The following is a 15,124-nucleotide window of genomic DNA, read 5'->3' as shown; positions in this document are numbered from 1 at the left end:
GGGCGCAACCCTGCAGTCTCATTTCAATCACTGTTACAACTTAAATCGTTCAATCATGCTTTGCAGATCTTCAGCCATACGTGACAATGCTGCCGAAGATGCTGCAACCTCTTCCATCGTGGCCAACTGTTCCTGTGCAGCAGCTGATCCATCTTCCGTTCCAGAAGCAATTCTGTCAGACAGAACCATCGTATCATTGACTGCCTTGTTGATATGACTCATGCCCCCATCAATCTGACGGGAAGCCGCGGATACTTCTCCAGCTTGTGCAGCTACCAACTGTACGGCAGTACGAATGTTATGGAAAGCTTCGCCCGCTACCGTAACCATCTGCGAACTCTTGACCATACCTTCTCCCGTCCGGGCAAAGGTGGATTGCACCGCATTGGTTTTCTCCTGCATCTCATGCATAAGCTCATTAATCCGCTCGGCTGAAGCACCTGAACTGTGAGCCAGTGTCTTCACTTCGTTGGCCACAACCGCGAATCCGCGCCCTTGCTCGCCAGCTCTTGAAGCTTCAATGGACGCATTCAATGCGAGGATGTTGGTCTGCTTGGCAATGGCCGTAATCTCGGCCACAATCACAAGAATCTCTTCATTTTTCGCTCGCAGATCCTCAATGACCACAGACATGGCTTTACTTTCGTCATTCACCTGTTGAATATGAGTAACTGCTTCTTCCACGGTAACCATACCCGCTTCCGACTTGGTGGATGCATCAAGCGCGATACGAGCAGTATCTTCAGCACTTGATGAGATCTCTTTAACTCCAATGGACATTTCGCCCACGAGTTGACCTGTAGCAGCAAGGCTGTTGTTTTGCAAAGTTGTTCCTGCAGCTGCATCCTGCATCAGTTCAGCCACTTGTTCTGTGGCTTTGGATGTCTGTTCCGAACTTGCCATTAGCTCTTCAGAAGATGCTGCCAGCTGGGAGGATGTATCATGTACTTCTCCAAGCACACTACGGAGTGAAGTCGTCATCATATCGAAGCTTTCTCCAAGCTGTCCGAACTCATCCTTACGCTGCAAACCTACACGTACTGTTAGATCCCCTGCGCTAACTTGGGATGCTGCCTGCGTTAATTGCAGTAATGGCCGATGAATGCTGCGGATAATGAATACAAGCAAAATCAACCCAATAACCAATGCAGATGCCACAATCGTAATTGAACGGATCAAAATAGGCATTACAGCTTCCGTTGCTTCCGAAGGAACCATCTCACCAACAATTTTCCAACCCGTCACCGGATTAGTAAAATACACAGCTTCCACTTCGCGACCATCATATGTATACTTCACAGTACCACTTTCCTGCGTATACATCTCATTAATATAGCTTTCATCCGACTGTGTGCCGGATTCAATATTGTAGTGGAACAGGAATTTACCCCCGTTATCCAGCATGTACAGTTTTCCTTCTTTACCAATGCGTATCTGATCAACGGATTCTTTCAGATGACTGAGACTGACATTGGCTCCGAATACCCCTTTGCCGTCAGCCAGCTTGGCCGCTGCGGTCACAACCCATTCGCCCGTCGAAGCCGACTGGAACGTATCTGAGATTACCGGTTCATCCTGAGACATACCCATCGTATACCATGAACGTTCTCGAGGATCATAATTCTGTTCCACGGATTCAGGGGACTTCATCCAGCTGCCATCTTCGGCACCTGCGGTAAGCACACCCAATTCCTTATGATTTTGAGACATCCGATCCATCTGCCTTTGAAGCGCAGGTGATTGATTAATAATATCGTTTGAAGTAATACCCGCGGCCATCTGTGCTGCGTTATCCTTCTCCATATCCAACATCTGATTAATCTGCAGACTGAGCATTTCTGTTTTGGCCTGTGCGGAACGAATAATCTCCAGCTTAACCTGGTCAGCCGCTTTTTGATAAGACAACCATCCCACGGTGATGCTCGGTACTATCAGGAACAGGAGCAATGCAGCAATCAGGCGTTTTTTTACGGTTAAAGTAAACCAATTGCGAATCCTTTTCTTCATTTAACTATCCCCCATCATAATCTTCACCCATCTTTTTATCGGACAATCGCTATGAAAATATTATGTATAGATACTAAATTAGTACAAATTTAATTTTTCGGATCAGGTTAGATGGATTCACCTTATCCTTCTTTTCGTTTTGACCCTCTAAGCGAGATCGTTTACAATGCTCATAAGCTGGTTATTCAAGAAACGATTGGAAGGAGAGGTTTCAAATCTTACGCAAGTCAAATGAAAGACAATGTATTTCCACTGTGTATTCATCCATGTTTCGCATTCTGTTAGCGCTCATCCTGTGCACAGGCCCGATTCTGGGACAAACCGGTATCACGGCATCCGCAGCGCAGGCGACGCAAGCAGTTCACATTGAAGTGAATGGTGAGCAACAATCCTGGAAGAACGCACCACTTATAATCAAAGGTTCAACGTTTGTTCCACTAAGGGATGTGGTCACATCGGTTAAAGGCACGTTGAAATGGGATAATCGCACCAAGACGGCTACCATTACCGTTGGCAGAGACAAGCTGATCCATCAGGCTGGCAGCAATTCCATTAAGGTAAACCAGGTCGATCTGGCCACAGGTGTGAATTCACGTACAGTTAACGGTACGTTGATGGTCCCTGTCCGGGCCATGGCTAATGCAATCAAGGCCGATATCAAAGTCCAACGCACAGCTACAGGTCAGATGAGTGTGAATATGGTAACTGATCAAGTCAGCCTGCTGAACAGCGAAGTTGCCAGCGTAGATACGTATCTGCGTGAGATCAACTATCCAGGTATGGCTCTGATTGCCCGTGATGGTGAAGTACTTCTGAAGCAAGGCTACGGACTTGCCGATGAACTGACGCTGAATCGCCCGGATCAGAAGACCCGAATCGCATCACTTAGCAAATCTTTCACGGCTGCATCCATTTTGAGTCTGGTGGAGGATGGTAAGATTAATGTACAAGATCCAATCTCCAAGTATATCTCCGGTATACCGAAGGGAGATCAGATCACGCTGCATATGCTGTTGTCCCAAACTTCAGGTCTGCCATCTGCATTCGGGCGGGGTGAAGGAACTTCTATGGAAGAGACTGTGGAAGAGATTCGTCACAAAACGCTGAAATTCGAACCGGGGAGTGCCTATCTGTACAGCAACAGCGGGTATGTTCTGCTCGCATACGTCGTTGAACAGGTATCTGGCATGAGTTATGCCGATTATGTGCAACAGACAATACTGAAACCACTTGGCATGAAAAATTCGGGAGAGGCTTCCCGTAAAGTGCATACAATTAGTGGTTTTGTTCAACAAGATAACGCATGGGTAACTGCTCCCTACTATGTGTCTCAATCCGGGTCAGGAACCATCTATTCCACGGTGGACGATATGCTCAAATGGGATCGCGCGCTCTATACAGACAAGATTCTAAGCCAGGATACGATTGAACAGATGTATGAGCCTTACTCCGACAAAAACTATGGCTACGCCTGGATTCTCAAAGAAAACGGCACGAATCGTACCGTCTTCCATAACGGTAGTGGCGGCGGGTTTGCCACAGCTTTTTCACGTAATCTGTCCGATGATATCACCATTATCCTGCTCGGCAACCACGCAGGTATGGACATGACTTCACTTTTGGATGAAGTTGAGGCAAGAACAGCCAAAGCACTGCAATTGCAATAATTTTATTGTCATAAAGAGTAATAGGAGACGGTCCTTCAACAGGATCGTCTCTTTGTTCTAGATACATCCTCAATTCCGACTTCGAATACATACATCTAGCAGAAATCCCATCAACGTTCAAAAGAATACGTGCTCATCTATACATAAATTAGATAATTTAAGATCAAAAAAGAAACATTTTTACAATTTTACCGTTTATATTATGTAGGTATATTCTGGAATTAAGAAATAGATCTAATACTAGTCGAGGTGCATAATGAAGAAAACCATTTTACTACTGTTTTTGAGTCTGTTCTTACTCGTTTTGCTCCCTCATCAGGGGAATGCCGCTGCAAGCACGTCGAAAATCTTTATGGATGGAGAGGAATTAGTCCTCCCAAGTGATGTACAGGTGACGATTATCAATAAAAACGTGATGATCCCGATTCGCGTCGTTGCCGAGAATTTGAAATTCAAAGTCGATTGGAACCAACAGGCACGCACTGTAAAAATTCAGCAAGATCAACAGACGATTTCCCTAACCGTCGATCAAAAGCAAGCCATGGTTGCGGACAAACAAGTCACTTTGAACACAGCCCCGCAAATTTTGAATAAAACGCTGGTGGTGCCCATTCGATTTGTCAGTGAACAAATGGGGCTTAAGGTAAAATGGAACAATCAAGACAAGATCGTATACTTAACAAACACCAGCAAAGAACCTGCTGTAGACCCTGGCAACAGTCCTGGAAAAGGGGACTCCTCTTCTGTCGCCCAGGTTACCGATATCCAATTTGCCAACAATCAGCTCGTCTTATCCACGGATGGGGCCGTTCAGCCGGTAGTAACGACCCTCAAGTACCCTGATCGTCTGGTTGTGGACTTGCCTGGAGCCACCTTTGGTGATATCTCCCAACCGCTGGATCAAGGACTCAATGGCAAGTTGGATGTGAGCGGTTATCCCAATGTGACGGAAGTGAGATATTCGCTTTTCAAACGAGATCCAGGACAAGTTCGAATTGTCGTAGAATTGAATAATGTGAAGGATGTCCAGTTCAGCCAGAATGTGATTGCCAACAAACTGATTATTGATCTGAATGTTGCGGGAGACAACATCGCACCTGCTCCTGTCACTCCAGTAGGCGATTCAGGACGCAAGGTCGTTGTGATCGATCCAGGACACGGTGGCAGTGATCCAGGGACGATCAGCATCACTAACAAACCCGAAAAGGAATACAACCTGGAATTAGCTCACAAAGTACAAGCCCTGCTGCTCAATGAACCCAATATCGAATTGGTGATGACTCGTGAGGGTGATACTTATCCGACCCGCCCTGAGCGTGTGCAGCTCGCCAATCAATTAAATGCAGATGTATTTGTATCTATCCATGGCAATAGTGTGAAGTCCGCCCCCCAAGCGACAGGTACGGAGACATATTATTATCAACGCAGTAACAGCAAGGAATTAGCCACTATCATTCATCAACGTTTGGTGAAAGCCATGGGTCTCAGAGATCGTGGTGTGAAAAATGGCAACTTGGAAGTAATCCGAGACACGACCATGCCTGCAGTACTTTTGGAAGTGGGATTCTTGAGTAATGTACTCGATGAAGAACTGATGTCGTCCGAAGTTGTTCAGACGAAAGCCGCTCAAGCGATAGCCGATGGAATCAAGGAGTATTTAGGCCTGTAAATCATCAAATAAATCAGATGAAGGAAGTGATTCTTTGAATAAGAAACTAGGTTGTGCACTTATATTATCATGCTTGATCCTTATCGGAGTTGGATGTGCTCAGAAGCCAGTGAGCGAATCCGGTTCAAATGAACCTGCTGTTCAGGGAGGACAGGCGCAGTCACCAAATCCAACCGAAACGGAGGTGGATCTGGGCAAAATGAACACACAAGTCGTCGATGTTTATTTGGCAGATTCTCAGGTGCTGGAGCTTGAGAAAACAGAGCAGGAAATTGAATACAAGGATGATTCCGAGAAATACGAAAAAACATTCGCAGCTATGCAAACGAACACCGATTCGGAGCTCGTTTCCCTCTGGGAGCAGGTTGAATTGCTCTCTATCCAATATACTGAGGGTACGGTGACTTTGGATGTTCATATCCCCGCTGAAGCCAACCTGGGTACCAGTGGAGAATTGCTCGCATTGGAAGCTTTAACAACAACGATGTTTCAATTTGAGGAAGTGAACAGCCTGGATATACTGGTGGACGGTGAAGCCGTTGATAGTTTGATGGGCCATGCCGAACTGGAGCACCCCATTCATCGCGAATCCTAAATTATAACAATTCAATGGAAAAAGAACGTCCCCAGGGACGTTCTCAGATAACGCAATAATTCGATTCATGCACAATTCACACATATAGCTCGTCACCAGCAGACAGTGAATGTATAACTGTTCCCGGTGACGGGCTTTTTCTGAGCAAACCTTCTTTTAATCGGTCCGTCTCTGCCCGGTCAGCGTGCACAAGAACCGTATGCCTTGCTGGAGTCCGATGCAGCATCCGCTCGACATCCTTCCAGCCCTGATGCACTTTATAACGTATTTTCCGCACCTCACACACTCCATACTGGTCAGGAACCCGTAGCAGCTTATCAGCAAATGTACCATGAGCAACATGCCCGGTGAGCAGAATCAGATTCTCCTCCCTGTCCGAGAATTGGCTATAGTACCAACGGGCAAGCGAGGACTGCATCATGCCGTCCGGAATGAACCATAGCGAAGCAGTATGTAGTTTCAACAGTTGTTCCCGCTCTTGGGTGGTCATAGGCAGATCCCATCCTCGTCCGGTCAGAAAACAATCAATATCGTCTTTCAACGAACTTCCGGTGACATGTTCACCCTTGTCCCTCAACCAGTACGGAACATGCATAAGCTGCTTCATGCCGTCCACCAGCCCTTGTTCAACTACCATTGGAACAGCCGAAAATTGTTGCTGTGCCCACAGTATGATCTCCTGTCCACGCCCTACGACGGGCATGGGTAAGAGCACCTTTCCACCTTGATCAATCGTCTGGCGAATGGCTCGTTCCAGCTGTTCCAGTTTGTCAGCCTGTGTATCTTGGTCCGTACCGTAGGCCGCATCAACGATCGCCAGATCCACCAGCCCGACGGAAGATATTGGCGCAGCGTCTGCTACGTTTGCTCTGTCTGCTCTTTCTGCTCTGTTTGCTCTGCCTGCTCCATCTGCTCCGTTCGATGTGAAATTCCCCTGCTTCATGGGTATCTCCATGGATACAAGTGTTCTTGACGACGCCTCTGATGCAACAGATGTCTGATCTTGTGACGTTATGAATTCTCCCGCCTTTTGCCCACTGTTGATAGCGATTAGTTCCTCCGTACCCCACCGCTCGCTGCTCGGAGCATCAAACACCATATTTTCACGAGTCATGTTTGCCTGCGAGAACGCCTCCGCTGGGCAATCCTCCTGTAAAAGCATCGATTCGGACGTGTAGTCCCCGGAATAGAAAATCCGCTTAGCTTCCACTTCAAGCCCAAACCACACGGATCCAGCCAGGTGTCCACTCCGCCCCCACATCACTTTCACTTCAGGAATGGGTTCGAACCAGGTTTGGGATACCCCCTCATCCTCCAGATACCGATAACGAATAGCCTGCTCATCTGCTTCATCATAAGGAAGTTCTTCGCCTACACGCTCTACAAACCTGCGCCAGTTGGCAAAATACGTACGCAGCTGCGCCCTCGTCTCTCTCGTCGTCCACACTTCACCCTGGTAGCCCATCTTATACAGCAATGGAATGGCGACCGAATGGTCCTCATGGGCGTGGGATAACAGAACCGCATCCAGTTGCGGAACAATCTCCGGGTCAATCATCGGATACTCGCCCGTACCTTCTTTTTTCACACCACAATCCAGCAAAAGGCGAACATTGCTCCCGCTCAGGAGATAGGCGGAACGTCCATGTTCCCCTGCACCGCCCCATACGTTCAGTTTGATCATGATGCATTCCACTTTCTCTTTGAATTCAGCATTTCAATTCCAAGCAGCATGAGCACCGTCATACCTACAGTTACAACGGCCATCGCCATTCCGAGTGACACCTGACCTTGTTCGAATTGGGCAAAAATATACGTAGCCGACGTCTGCATCGACGGGGGAAGAATCAACAACGATCCGACCAGTTCCCTTGTTGCAATCGTAAAGGTCATCATCCAGCCGGCGAGCATGCCGGGCAGGATCAGCGGGATCAGGATGCGCCGCAGAATATACAGCGGCTTCCCGCCAAATACTTGCCCCGCCTGGAACAATGTTCCGTCAATCTGGGTAAAGCTCGATTTTACATACTGCACGGTGTAAGGCAAGAAGAGCACAACGTACGTGAGCACAACCATACCGTAGGTGTTATACAACGTGACTGGCATCCACGGTGAGTTCCAGAACAGAATCAGACCCACCACCATCACGATGCCCGGCACCGTATTAGGTAACAGACTGAACAAGTCAATCACACGCTGCATGAATGAAGACGATCTGCCGATAGCCAGCGCAAAACCCGTACCGATAATAACAGCAACGGTTGAAGCCACGAGGGATAATCCCAGACTGTTCCCGATCGCCTTCATACTCACCGAACCCCAAGATAACAGCTCTTTGTAATGATCCAAGGTCAGATTATCAAAAGCGATTCCCGATCCCCGTAGCTTCATGGTCGAAGCGGCGATGATGGAGAAATACGGGATACCTATCGACAGGATCAACAGGATCGCAAGATACGCCCCGCACAACCATCCTGCTCCGCCACGAAGGGAATATCGCTTCGAACGTTGCCCCTTGCCACCTACCAGACGATACGTGAACTTCCGGCTCATGGCAGACTGCATATACCACATCACCAGACACACGGACAGCAGCACCGATGCCAGTGAAGTCGCCTTGCCGAAATCAATCGGCCAACTGGAGATGTACTTATGAATTTCGGAGGTCATGACATAATAGCCAATCTTGCGCCCGAAGGTTGCTGGTGTTCCGAATTCCGCAATCGTTTTGACAAAGACCAGCATGATCCCCATGCCGTAGGATGACAGCAACAAGGGTAGAATAATGCGTCTGAAACGGTATCCTGCACGTGCACCGTGCACGGCTCCCGCTTCTTCCAGATTGCCACCGATGCGGATCAATGCATCCCGAAGCAGCAGATACAGGAATGGGAACAGGTGCAAGCTCATGATGAGCACCATGCCCCAGAAGCTGAAGAACAGCTCACTCCAGCCTGCAGATGAGGGCACCCATTGCTGCAGGTATCCCCCTTTTTGCATAAACAGAATCCACCCCATTGATCCGATATACGGCGGAGTCATGAACGGGATCATCAGGATCACATCCACCCAACGATGCTCACCCATACGGGTCTTCGCCATCATCCAGGCAAGCGGCAGCGCCAGCAGTGTGGTTACCGCTACAACGCAGATGCCAAGCCAGACGGAGTTCAGCAATACACCCGATAGATGATGACCTGTAATCGTACGAATCGGTGCCATCCAATCCCATTGTCCGTCCGGATACACACTTTGCCAGAAGATCAGCAAGAGCGGCACGCCAATGCTTATGGTCAGCAGAAAGAGGGCCAGAATCACGCCCACTCTCCGAAAAATTCGGTTGTTGTCCATTCCAACAGGTTTCACTACGTTCACCTCACATGACTTTCCACAGACAGCAGGTATTCCCTTTGCCTAATTGTCTTTTTCGTACTATGTCTTATTTAAAAGTCTCGGAGAAACGAGCCGCAGTCTCTTCGCCATGCTCACTCATCCAGTTCCAATCCACTTTGAGTTGTGGAATATCCTTCACATTGGCACGGTTCGTCGCTTCAATGTCTTCGCGGCCCGGAATCAGATAGGCATCTGCAACGAGCTTCTGAGCTTCATCGGACAACAAGTAGTCAATGAACGCTTTGGCATTCTCTACATTCGGACTGGATTTCAGAATCGCTGCCGGTCTTGGGCTGATTACTGTGCCTTCCTCAGGATATACGATATCCAGTGGTTCACCTTTTGCTTTGGAGGAATACGCCATGTAGTCCACACCTGCCGCTACGATGCTTTTGGCACCCGTAATGACCGGATCAAGTGCTTCCTGATTGGCGCCTGCCATCGCTACACCATTGGCTTTATAGGCACTCAGCAGATCCCAACCTTTTTCACCGTTCGCGCTCAGGTATCCTGTGATGAAGTCGAGTGCTGAACCTGATAATGTTGGATCGGGAATGTTCACTGCATCTTTCCATGCAGGCGTAGCCAGCTCTGCCCAACTTGTTGGTGGTGTAGATACCAGTTTGGTGTTATACACAATACCCAGTGCGGAAGCACTGCTACTGAAATAGTTGCCCTCTGCATCCGACCAATCCTTGTTCAGCTTGTCTGCATTGGCTGCGTCCGGGTAAGGCATAGTCAGTCCATCAGCTTTCAGAGCCTGTGCAGAAGGTAAAGAGGCCAGGATCACAACGTCTGCAACCGGATTGGATTTCTCTGCTTCCATACGAGCCAGAATTTTGCCTGTTGTTCCCTGGAACATCTCGACTTCGATACCTGTTTTGTCCGTAAATCCGCTCACGATGTTATCTGCCAACTTCTGTGGGCCAGCACTGTACAACACCAACTTGCCGCCAGCCGGTTTCGTTGTTTCCGCTGCTGCTGTGTTTCCTTCACCCGTGGGTTGTGCCGCGTTGCCTGTGGTTGTGTTCCCTGTACTACATCCAAACAAACTGATACTCATTACCGCAGTTAATAACAGCATTGTGCTCTTTTTCCGTGTGTTCATCCCTAACATATCATTCCATCTCCCTTGGTTTCTGTTTGATATTCACTACTTTAATTGGCCGCTGCTATAACTTCTCTGTGCTTCACACTCGGGTTATCATAACCATCCATTCGGCATATCCGTTCGGGGGCTATATAGAGCTGAACCCGCTCTCCCACCCGCACTCTTTGGTTCATATAGGCTGTCCATACGCCAAGCCCTTCCATCTGCACTCGTACTTCATAACGCTCACCTACATAGCTGACACTAAGTACTGTCCCCGGATAGCACAGATCATCATGACCTGTTTTGTTCCAGGTGACATGCTCCGGACGCACCATCGATTGATTAGGCGTGAGCCAGTTGGACTTTCCGATAAACGAAGCAACATACGGATCACTTGGCGCCGAGTAGATCGTCTCCGGGCTTCCCTTTTGCAATATCCGCCCCTTCTGCATCACCACTATCTCATCCGACATCGACATCGCTTCAATCTGATCATGTGTGACGTACAGCGCAGTCAGTCCCATGTCCCGAACCAGCGACATCATCTCAATCCGCATCTCTTCCCGGAGTACAGCATCCAGTGCACTCAGTGGCTCATCGAACAGGATCACACCAGGTCTGACTGCTACGGCTCTGGCAAAAGCAACCCGTTGCTGCTGTCCACCAGACAGCTGATGAGGATATCGATCTTCCATGCCTTGCAGGCGAACCATGCTAAGTGCTTCGTTCACCTTTTGCCGCAGATCAGATTTCTGTTTTCCGGCCTTCAGGCCAAACGCTACATTTTCGTATACGGTCATATGCGGCCATAATGCAAAATCCTGAAACACCATGCCCAGATTACGCTTGTGTGTCGGTATATCAATCCGCTTCGCCGCAGAGTAGATACACTGACCATCTGCACGAATCTCCCCCGCATCCGGCTGTTCCAGCCCGGCCAACATGCGGAGCAGTGTTGTTTTGCCACAGCCAGATGGGCCAAGCAGTGTCGTGAACTTTCCATGTTCAAGCGTTAGATCTGTCGGCAGCAGTGCGGGTGTTTGATTAAATGATTTTTGAATTCCTGTTATCTCTAATTTCATAAGCATCCCTGCCTGTCTTCTGTTACTTGATCTCTTGCACTGTTCTCAGTCTAACGTCCGCTTTCGCGAGTTGTATGTCTTGTATGTAAAATTGGAATTAACTTTTTAGATGAATTCTGTTGATGTTCATAGATTAAATCTATAGTAGGTGAACTAAATTAATTTTCATGTTGTCGCTTCGATTACAGTACCATCTTCCGATCGCTGTTATCCCCAGATTTCTTATATTCCCTTTATGAAGGGAGAAATCCGGGGATAAAGGCGAAGCATATGCTTCCAAAGTAGCTTTCTTCCAGAAAGCTTTTGGCTCCGCTTCTTCAGATTGGTTCTGTACTCTCCGTCTTTATGAAAACATTAGATCATCTTATATATTGGGGCTAGTAGAAGTGAGAGGAGTGTTTGGACATTGAATCTGATCAAATTGCAAATTGTTGAGCTGATCGACAAGCATCATCACATGACAAGCGTGGCCGAGTTACTGGGGATCAAGCAACCCACTGTTACATTTCATATGAAGTCGTTGGAGGAAGAGATGGGTGTGCGATTATTCGAGTCGCGCAGTGGAAAGACGTTTCTAACCGAGGCTGGACAAGCTCTACTCCACTATTCCGTCAAAATCAATGCCTTGACCCAGGAGGCACGACGGGTTGTAAAGGAATATGACAGTCTCTATCGGGGCACTCTGCACATTGGGGCAAGCTATGTACCGGCTACATACCTGCTGCCCGCCATGCTCAATACCTTTTCGCAGGAATTCCCGGGCATTCGTATCGTCTTATCCGTCAAACCATCACCTGTTATTCGCGAGATGCTGATTCGACATCAGATTGATCTGGGTGTGATCTCTTCCGAGCCGTTTGTTGGACCCGCGCTGCAAGCCGAGACACTGTGTGAAGATGACCTGGTTTTAATCTGTTCTCCTCAGCATGGGTTAGCCCAGAAGGATATATTAACACCTGATCATATCGCACAGATTCCTTTTGCCTTACATGGCAATGAATCCAGTACTCGTCGGTTAACCAATCAATGGCTCGCGCAACATGACATCCGTTTGCGGAGCACCGTAGAGATGGATTCCCTAGAAGCGATCAAACAACTCGTACTACTCGGGGGGCATGTCTCATTCATGTCTCGAATGGCGGTACAATGGGAGGAACAACACGGGCTCATTCAGGTTCTCCCCATTCCAGGAGAGCAGGCACCGCGACATATTTACACTGTACATAACAAGGATCGCCACCCGTCAGTTCAGGTAAACCGCTTCAAAGAAGTACTGCGAGAGGTGAGTCACAACTTTCCCCTTTTCCACGCATGACTAACCTGACCCTCAATAAAGTATCGTTTGCCATTCATCAAATCTATGCAGGGTTAACGCAATGAGCTCTCCCCGTTAATCGCTTTCATATATTCGGGCGATAAAGTTGAGCTGTACGTTAATCCAGATTAGGAGAGTGATTGGTTTTGAAAAAGTGGAAAAAGGTAACCGCCTCATTGATGCTGAGCATCGTAACATTGGGAAGTGGAATGACATTTCTGGGAGCACCACAGGCTTCAGCTGCTGCCAATGCCGTTCCTGCTTATGAAGTGAAATTTCTGGCCAAGCCGGAACTTGTATTGAATACAGATGGGACACCACGCAGTGAAGTAATTCAGACACTCGGCCTGAATTCCACGCCAAGAAACATTAACGCAGAGTACTTCGATACGAATTCTCTCGGACTGGATCAACAAGGATGGAACGTCCGTTTTCGTAAAAAAGATGACAAAAACAATTACGAGTTGACCTACAAAAAGCGTTACCCTGTGATCAATGGCGACATCAATGCAGCACTAACTTTGGCTAATCAAGAAGGTTTTGATCAATCGGATGATAATTACGAGGCTGAGATTGATTGGGGATATGGCAAACAAACCCTGAGCTTTTCCAACACCAAAAAAGTCGATACCAATGCAACAGGTGTCCAACTTCCTTCGGAGCAAGAAGCCTTAAACATGTTACTTGACAAGCTTCCAGGCAAATTGAAAAACTGGACTTCTTCCAACTGGGGCAAACAGCAGCTTACACAATCCCGTGCTTATGGTCCGATAACGTTTCAACGATATGAAGGTACATGGAATGGTCAAGAGCTTACACTCGAAGTATGGCCGATCCGTAACGCAGCAGGTACAGGTATTGAAAATATCGTAGAGGTCTCTTTCAAAACCGATGATGCTGTAGCCGTATCCGGACTGCGTACCCAACTGCTGCAATTGCTGGAGAACAATAACTGGCTAATTCCTGCGGATGGCTTGAAAACACAGACCATTCTGGAAAGATATTAATCGCTAGCTATAACAAAAAAGACAAGCCCCTCTTCCTGCGTACATCGTAGGAAAGGAGCCTGTCTTTTTTTGCGTAGTGAACGAAATGAAATCAGTTATTTAAGTAATATTAGACCCTGCCTTTTAGAGAATCACCTTTTCTTATAGGGGAAAACAAAAAGGCCCTTGCTATAAGCAAAGGCTCTTCTATACGTTACTAGGAAGCGGGTGATGGGAATCGAACCCACGCTATTAGCTTGGAAGGCTAAAGTTCTACCATTGAACTACACCCGCAAAATAAAAAAATCGGGATGACACGATTTGAACATGCGACCCCCTGGTCCCAAACCAGGTGCTCTACCAAGCTGAGCTACATCCCGATACTTATGAAAATAATGGCGCGCCCTGAGAGATTCGAACTCCCGGCCTTTTGATTCGTAGTCAAACGCTCTATCCAGCTGAGCTAAGGGCGCAAATATTGGAGCGGAAGACGGGAATCGAACCCGCGACCCTCGCCTTGGCAAGGCGATGCTCTACCGCTGAGCCACTTCCGCAAAATATATGGTGCGGTCGAGAGGACTCGAACCTCCACGGGGGGTTAGCCCACACGGACCTGAACCGTGCGCGTCTGCCAATTCCGCCACGACCGCAAAATAAAATGGTGAGTCATGAAGGGCTCGAACCTTCGACACCCTGATTAAAAGTCAGGTGCTCTACCAACTGAGCTAATGACTCATAGTGAAATGGCTGGGGATATAGGATTTGAACCTATGCATGACGGAGTCAAAGTCCGTTGCCTTACCGCTTGGCTAATCCCCATTAAAAAAATCATGGGGCGATCGAGGGGAATTGAACCCCCGAATGCCGGATCCACAAACCGGTGCGTTAACCACTTCGCCACGACCGCCATAGAGTAAGCCATTCATCCACTAAGAGAATCTTAGTATTAACAATTTTTACTTGTAATATACATTCTATCACAAATTCAGATGTAAATACTAAAAATGGTGCCGGCGAGAGGACTTGAACCCCCAACCTACTGATTACAAGTCAGTTGCTCTACCAGTTGAGCTACACCGGCACGGTGTATATTTAATTAAAAAAATGGCGGAACCGACGGGATTCGAACCCGCGATCTCCTGCGTGACAGGCAGGCATGTTAGGCCAACTACACCACGGTTCCATAGTACTTTCTCAAAGGAAAGTTAATTGCGGGGGCAGGATTTGAACCTGCGGCCTTCGGGTTATGAGCCCGACGAGCTACCGGGCTGCTCCACCCCGCGTCGTTATAAAAGTTATATGGTGGAGGCTGAGGGG

Annotated in this window: 10 protein-coding genes and 11 tRNA genes; 5 read left to right on the top strand and 16 right to left on the bottom strand. The window is 48.0% G+C overall.

The window, feature by feature from the left end:
• Positions 1 to 33 precede the first annotated feature (33 nt).
• Positions 34 to 2,007: a methyl-accepting chemotaxis protein gene (locus tag WFI24_RS20965; protein WP_336763899.1), complete on the bottom strand. Its 1,974-nt coding sequence runs from the start codon at positions 2,005 to 2,007 to the stop codon at positions 34 to 36.
• Positions 2,008 to 2,273: 266 nt separating this feature from the next.
• On the opposite strand from WFI24_RS20965, the gene WFI24_RS20960 reads away from it, so the two are divergent.
• From WFI24_RS20960 to WFI24_RS20950, 3 genes are all read left to right on the top strand, one after another.
• Positions 2,274 to 3,674, top strand: coding sequence for a serine hydrolase (locus WFI24_RS20960; protein ID WP_336763897.1), 1,401 nt, complete (start codon positions 2,274 to 2,276; stop codon positions 3,672 to 3,674).
• Positions 3,675 to 3,930: 256 nt separating this feature from the next.
• Complete coding sequence (locus tag WFI24_RS20955) at positions 3,931 to 5,343, top strand: N-acetylmuramoyl-L-alanine amidase family protein (RefSeq protein ID WP_336763895.1); 1,413 nt, start codon at positions 3,931 to 3,933, stop codon at positions 5,341 to 5,343.
• A 34-nt stretch (positions 5,344 to 5,377) separates the two neighbouring features.
• Entirely contained in the window at positions 5,378 to 5,938 is a 561-nt protein-coding gene (locus WFI24_RS20950) for a GerMN domain-containing protein (protein ID WP_336763894.1), read from the top strand.
• 76 nt (positions 5,939 to 6,014) lie between these two features.
• On the opposite strand, the gene WFI24_RS20945 is transcribed toward WFI24_RS20950, so the two are convergent.
• The 4 genes from WFI24_RS20945 to WFI24_RS20930 form a co-directional block, all read right to left on the bottom strand.
• Positions 6,015 to 7,622, bottom strand: a complete 1,608-nt coding sequence (locus tag WFI24_RS20945; RefSeq protein ID WP_336763892.1) for an MBL fold metallo-hydrolase — start codon at positions 7,620 to 7,622, stop codon at positions 6,015 to 6,017.
• Positions 7,619 to 9,289 carry an ABC transporter permease gene (locus tag WFI24_RS20940; RefSeq protein WP_336764275.1) on the bottom strand — a complete coding sequence of 557 codons (1,671 nt, stop codon included), beginning with the start codon at positions 9,287 to 9,289 and terminating at the stop codon, positions 7,619 to 7,621. Before WFI24_RS20940 ends, WFI24_RS20945 begins: the two co-directional genes overlap by 4 nt.
• Positions 9,290 to 9,377: 88 nt before the next feature.
• Positions 9,378 to 10,448 (bottom strand): ABC transporter substrate-binding protein, encoded by a 1,071-nt coding sequence (locus WFI24_RS20935; protein WP_336763890.1) that lies wholly within the window; start codon positions 10,446 to 10,448, stop codon positions 9,378 to 9,380.
• A gap of 41 nt (positions 10,449 to 10,489) precedes the next feature.
• Positions 10,490 to 11,506: an ABC transporter ATP-binding protein gene (locus tag WFI24_RS20930; protein ID WP_336763888.1), complete on the bottom strand. Its 1,017-nt coding sequence runs from the start codon at positions 11,504 to 11,506 to the stop codon at positions 10,490 to 10,492.
• 406 nt (positions 11,507 to 11,912) lie between these two features.
• On the opposite strand from WFI24_RS20930, the gene WFI24_RS20925 reads away from it, so the two are divergent.
• Complete coding sequence (locus tag WFI24_RS20925) at positions 11,913 to 12,821, top strand: LysR family transcriptional regulator (protein WP_336763886.1); 909 nt, start codon at positions 11,913 to 11,915, stop codon at positions 12,819 to 12,821.
• 146 nt (positions 12,822 to 12,967) lie between these two features.
• Complete coding sequence (locus WFI24_RS20920) at positions 12,968 to 13,828, top strand: CYTH domain-containing protein (RefSeq protein ID WP_336763885.1); 861 nt, start codon at positions 12,968 to 12,970, stop codon at positions 13,826 to 13,828.
• Between the two features lie 202 nt (positions 13,829 to 14,030).
• Here WFI24_RS20920 and WFI24_RS20915 read toward each other — a convergent pair.
• The 11 genes from WFI24_RS20915 to WFI24_RS20865 all read right to left on the bottom strand — a co-directional run bounded on the left by WFI24_RS20915 (position 14,031) and on the right by WFI24_RS20865 (position 15,090).
• Positions 14,031 to 14,101 (bottom strand) — tRNA-Gly (locus WFI24_RS20915).
• 12 nt (positions 14,102 to 14,113) lie between these two features.
• Positions 14,114 to 14,187: transfer RNA gene (locus WFI24_RS20910), tRNA-Pro, on the bottom strand.
• Between the two features lie 16 nt (positions 14,188 to 14,203).
• A tRNA-Arg gene (locus WFI24_RS20905) sits at positions 14,204 to 14,280 on the bottom strand.
• A gap of 6 nt (positions 14,281 to 14,286) precedes the next feature.
• Positions 14,287 to 14,361, bottom strand: a tRNA-Gly gene (locus tag WFI24_RS20900).
• An 8-nt stretch (positions 14,362 to 14,369) separates the two neighbouring features.
• A tRNA-Leu gene (locus WFI24_RS20895) sits at positions 14,370 to 14,457 on the bottom strand.
• A gap of 9 nt (positions 14,458 to 14,466) precedes the next feature.
• Positions 14,467 to 14,542 (bottom strand) — tRNA-Lys (locus WFI24_RS20890).
• Positions 14,543 to 14,551: 9 nt separating this feature from the next.
• Positions 14,552 to 14,626 (bottom strand) — tRNA-Gln (locus tag WFI24_RS20885).
• Positions 14,627 to 14,638: 12 nt separating this feature from the next.
• Positions 14,639 to 14,714 (bottom strand) — tRNA-His (locus WFI24_RS20880).
• Between the two features lie 98 nt (positions 14,715 to 14,812).
• Positions 14,813 to 14,888 (bottom strand) — tRNA-Thr (locus WFI24_RS20875).
• Positions 14,889 to 14,912: 24 nt separating this feature from the next.
• Positions 14,913 to 14,990 (bottom strand) — tRNA-Asp (locus tag WFI24_RS20870).
• A 26-nt stretch (positions 14,991 to 15,016) separates the two neighbouring features.
• Positions 15,017 to 15,090: transfer RNA gene (locus tag WFI24_RS20865), tRNA-Met, on the bottom strand.
• Between the last annotated feature and the right edge of the window lie 34 nt (positions 15,091 to 15,124).

The organism is Paenibacillus sp. USHLN196, from assembly GCF_037144955.1.
Classification (GTDB): domain Bacteria; phylum Bacillota; class Bacilli; order Paenibacillales; family Paenibacillaceae; genus Paenibacillus; species Paenibacillus xylanexedens_C.
Note: the sequence above shows the minus strand (reverse complement) of the source record. Positions and strands in the feature narration are given on the sequence as shown.

Coding starts and splice junctions, on each gene's coding strand:
- WFI24_RS20965 (WP_336763899.1), bottom strand. CDS start 2,007: ATGAAGAAAAGGATTCGCAATTGGTTTACTTTAACCGTAAAAAAACGC.
- WFI24_RS20960 (WP_336763897.1), top strand. CDS start 2,274: ATGTTTCGCATTCTGTTAGCGCTCATCCTGTGCACAGGCCCGATTCTG.
- WFI24_RS20955 (WP_336763895.1), top strand. CDS start 3,931: ATGAAGAAAACCATTTTACTACTGTTTTTGAGTCTGTTCTTACTCGTT.
- WFI24_RS20945 (WP_336763892.1), bottom strand. CDS start 7,622: ATGATCAAACTGAACGTATGGGGCGGTGCAGGGGAACATGGACGTTCC.
- WFI24_RS20940 (WP_336764275.1), bottom strand. CDS start 9,289: ATGGACAACAACCGAATTTTTCGGAGAGTGGGCGTGATTCTGGCCCTC.
- WFI24_RS20935 (WP_336763890.1), bottom strand. CDS start 10,448: ATGTTAGGGATGAACACACGGAAAAAGAGCACAATGCTGTTATTAACT.
- WFI24_RS20930 (WP_336763888.1), bottom strand. CDS start 11,506: ATGAAATTAGAGATAACAGGAATTCAAAAATCATTTAATCAAACACCC.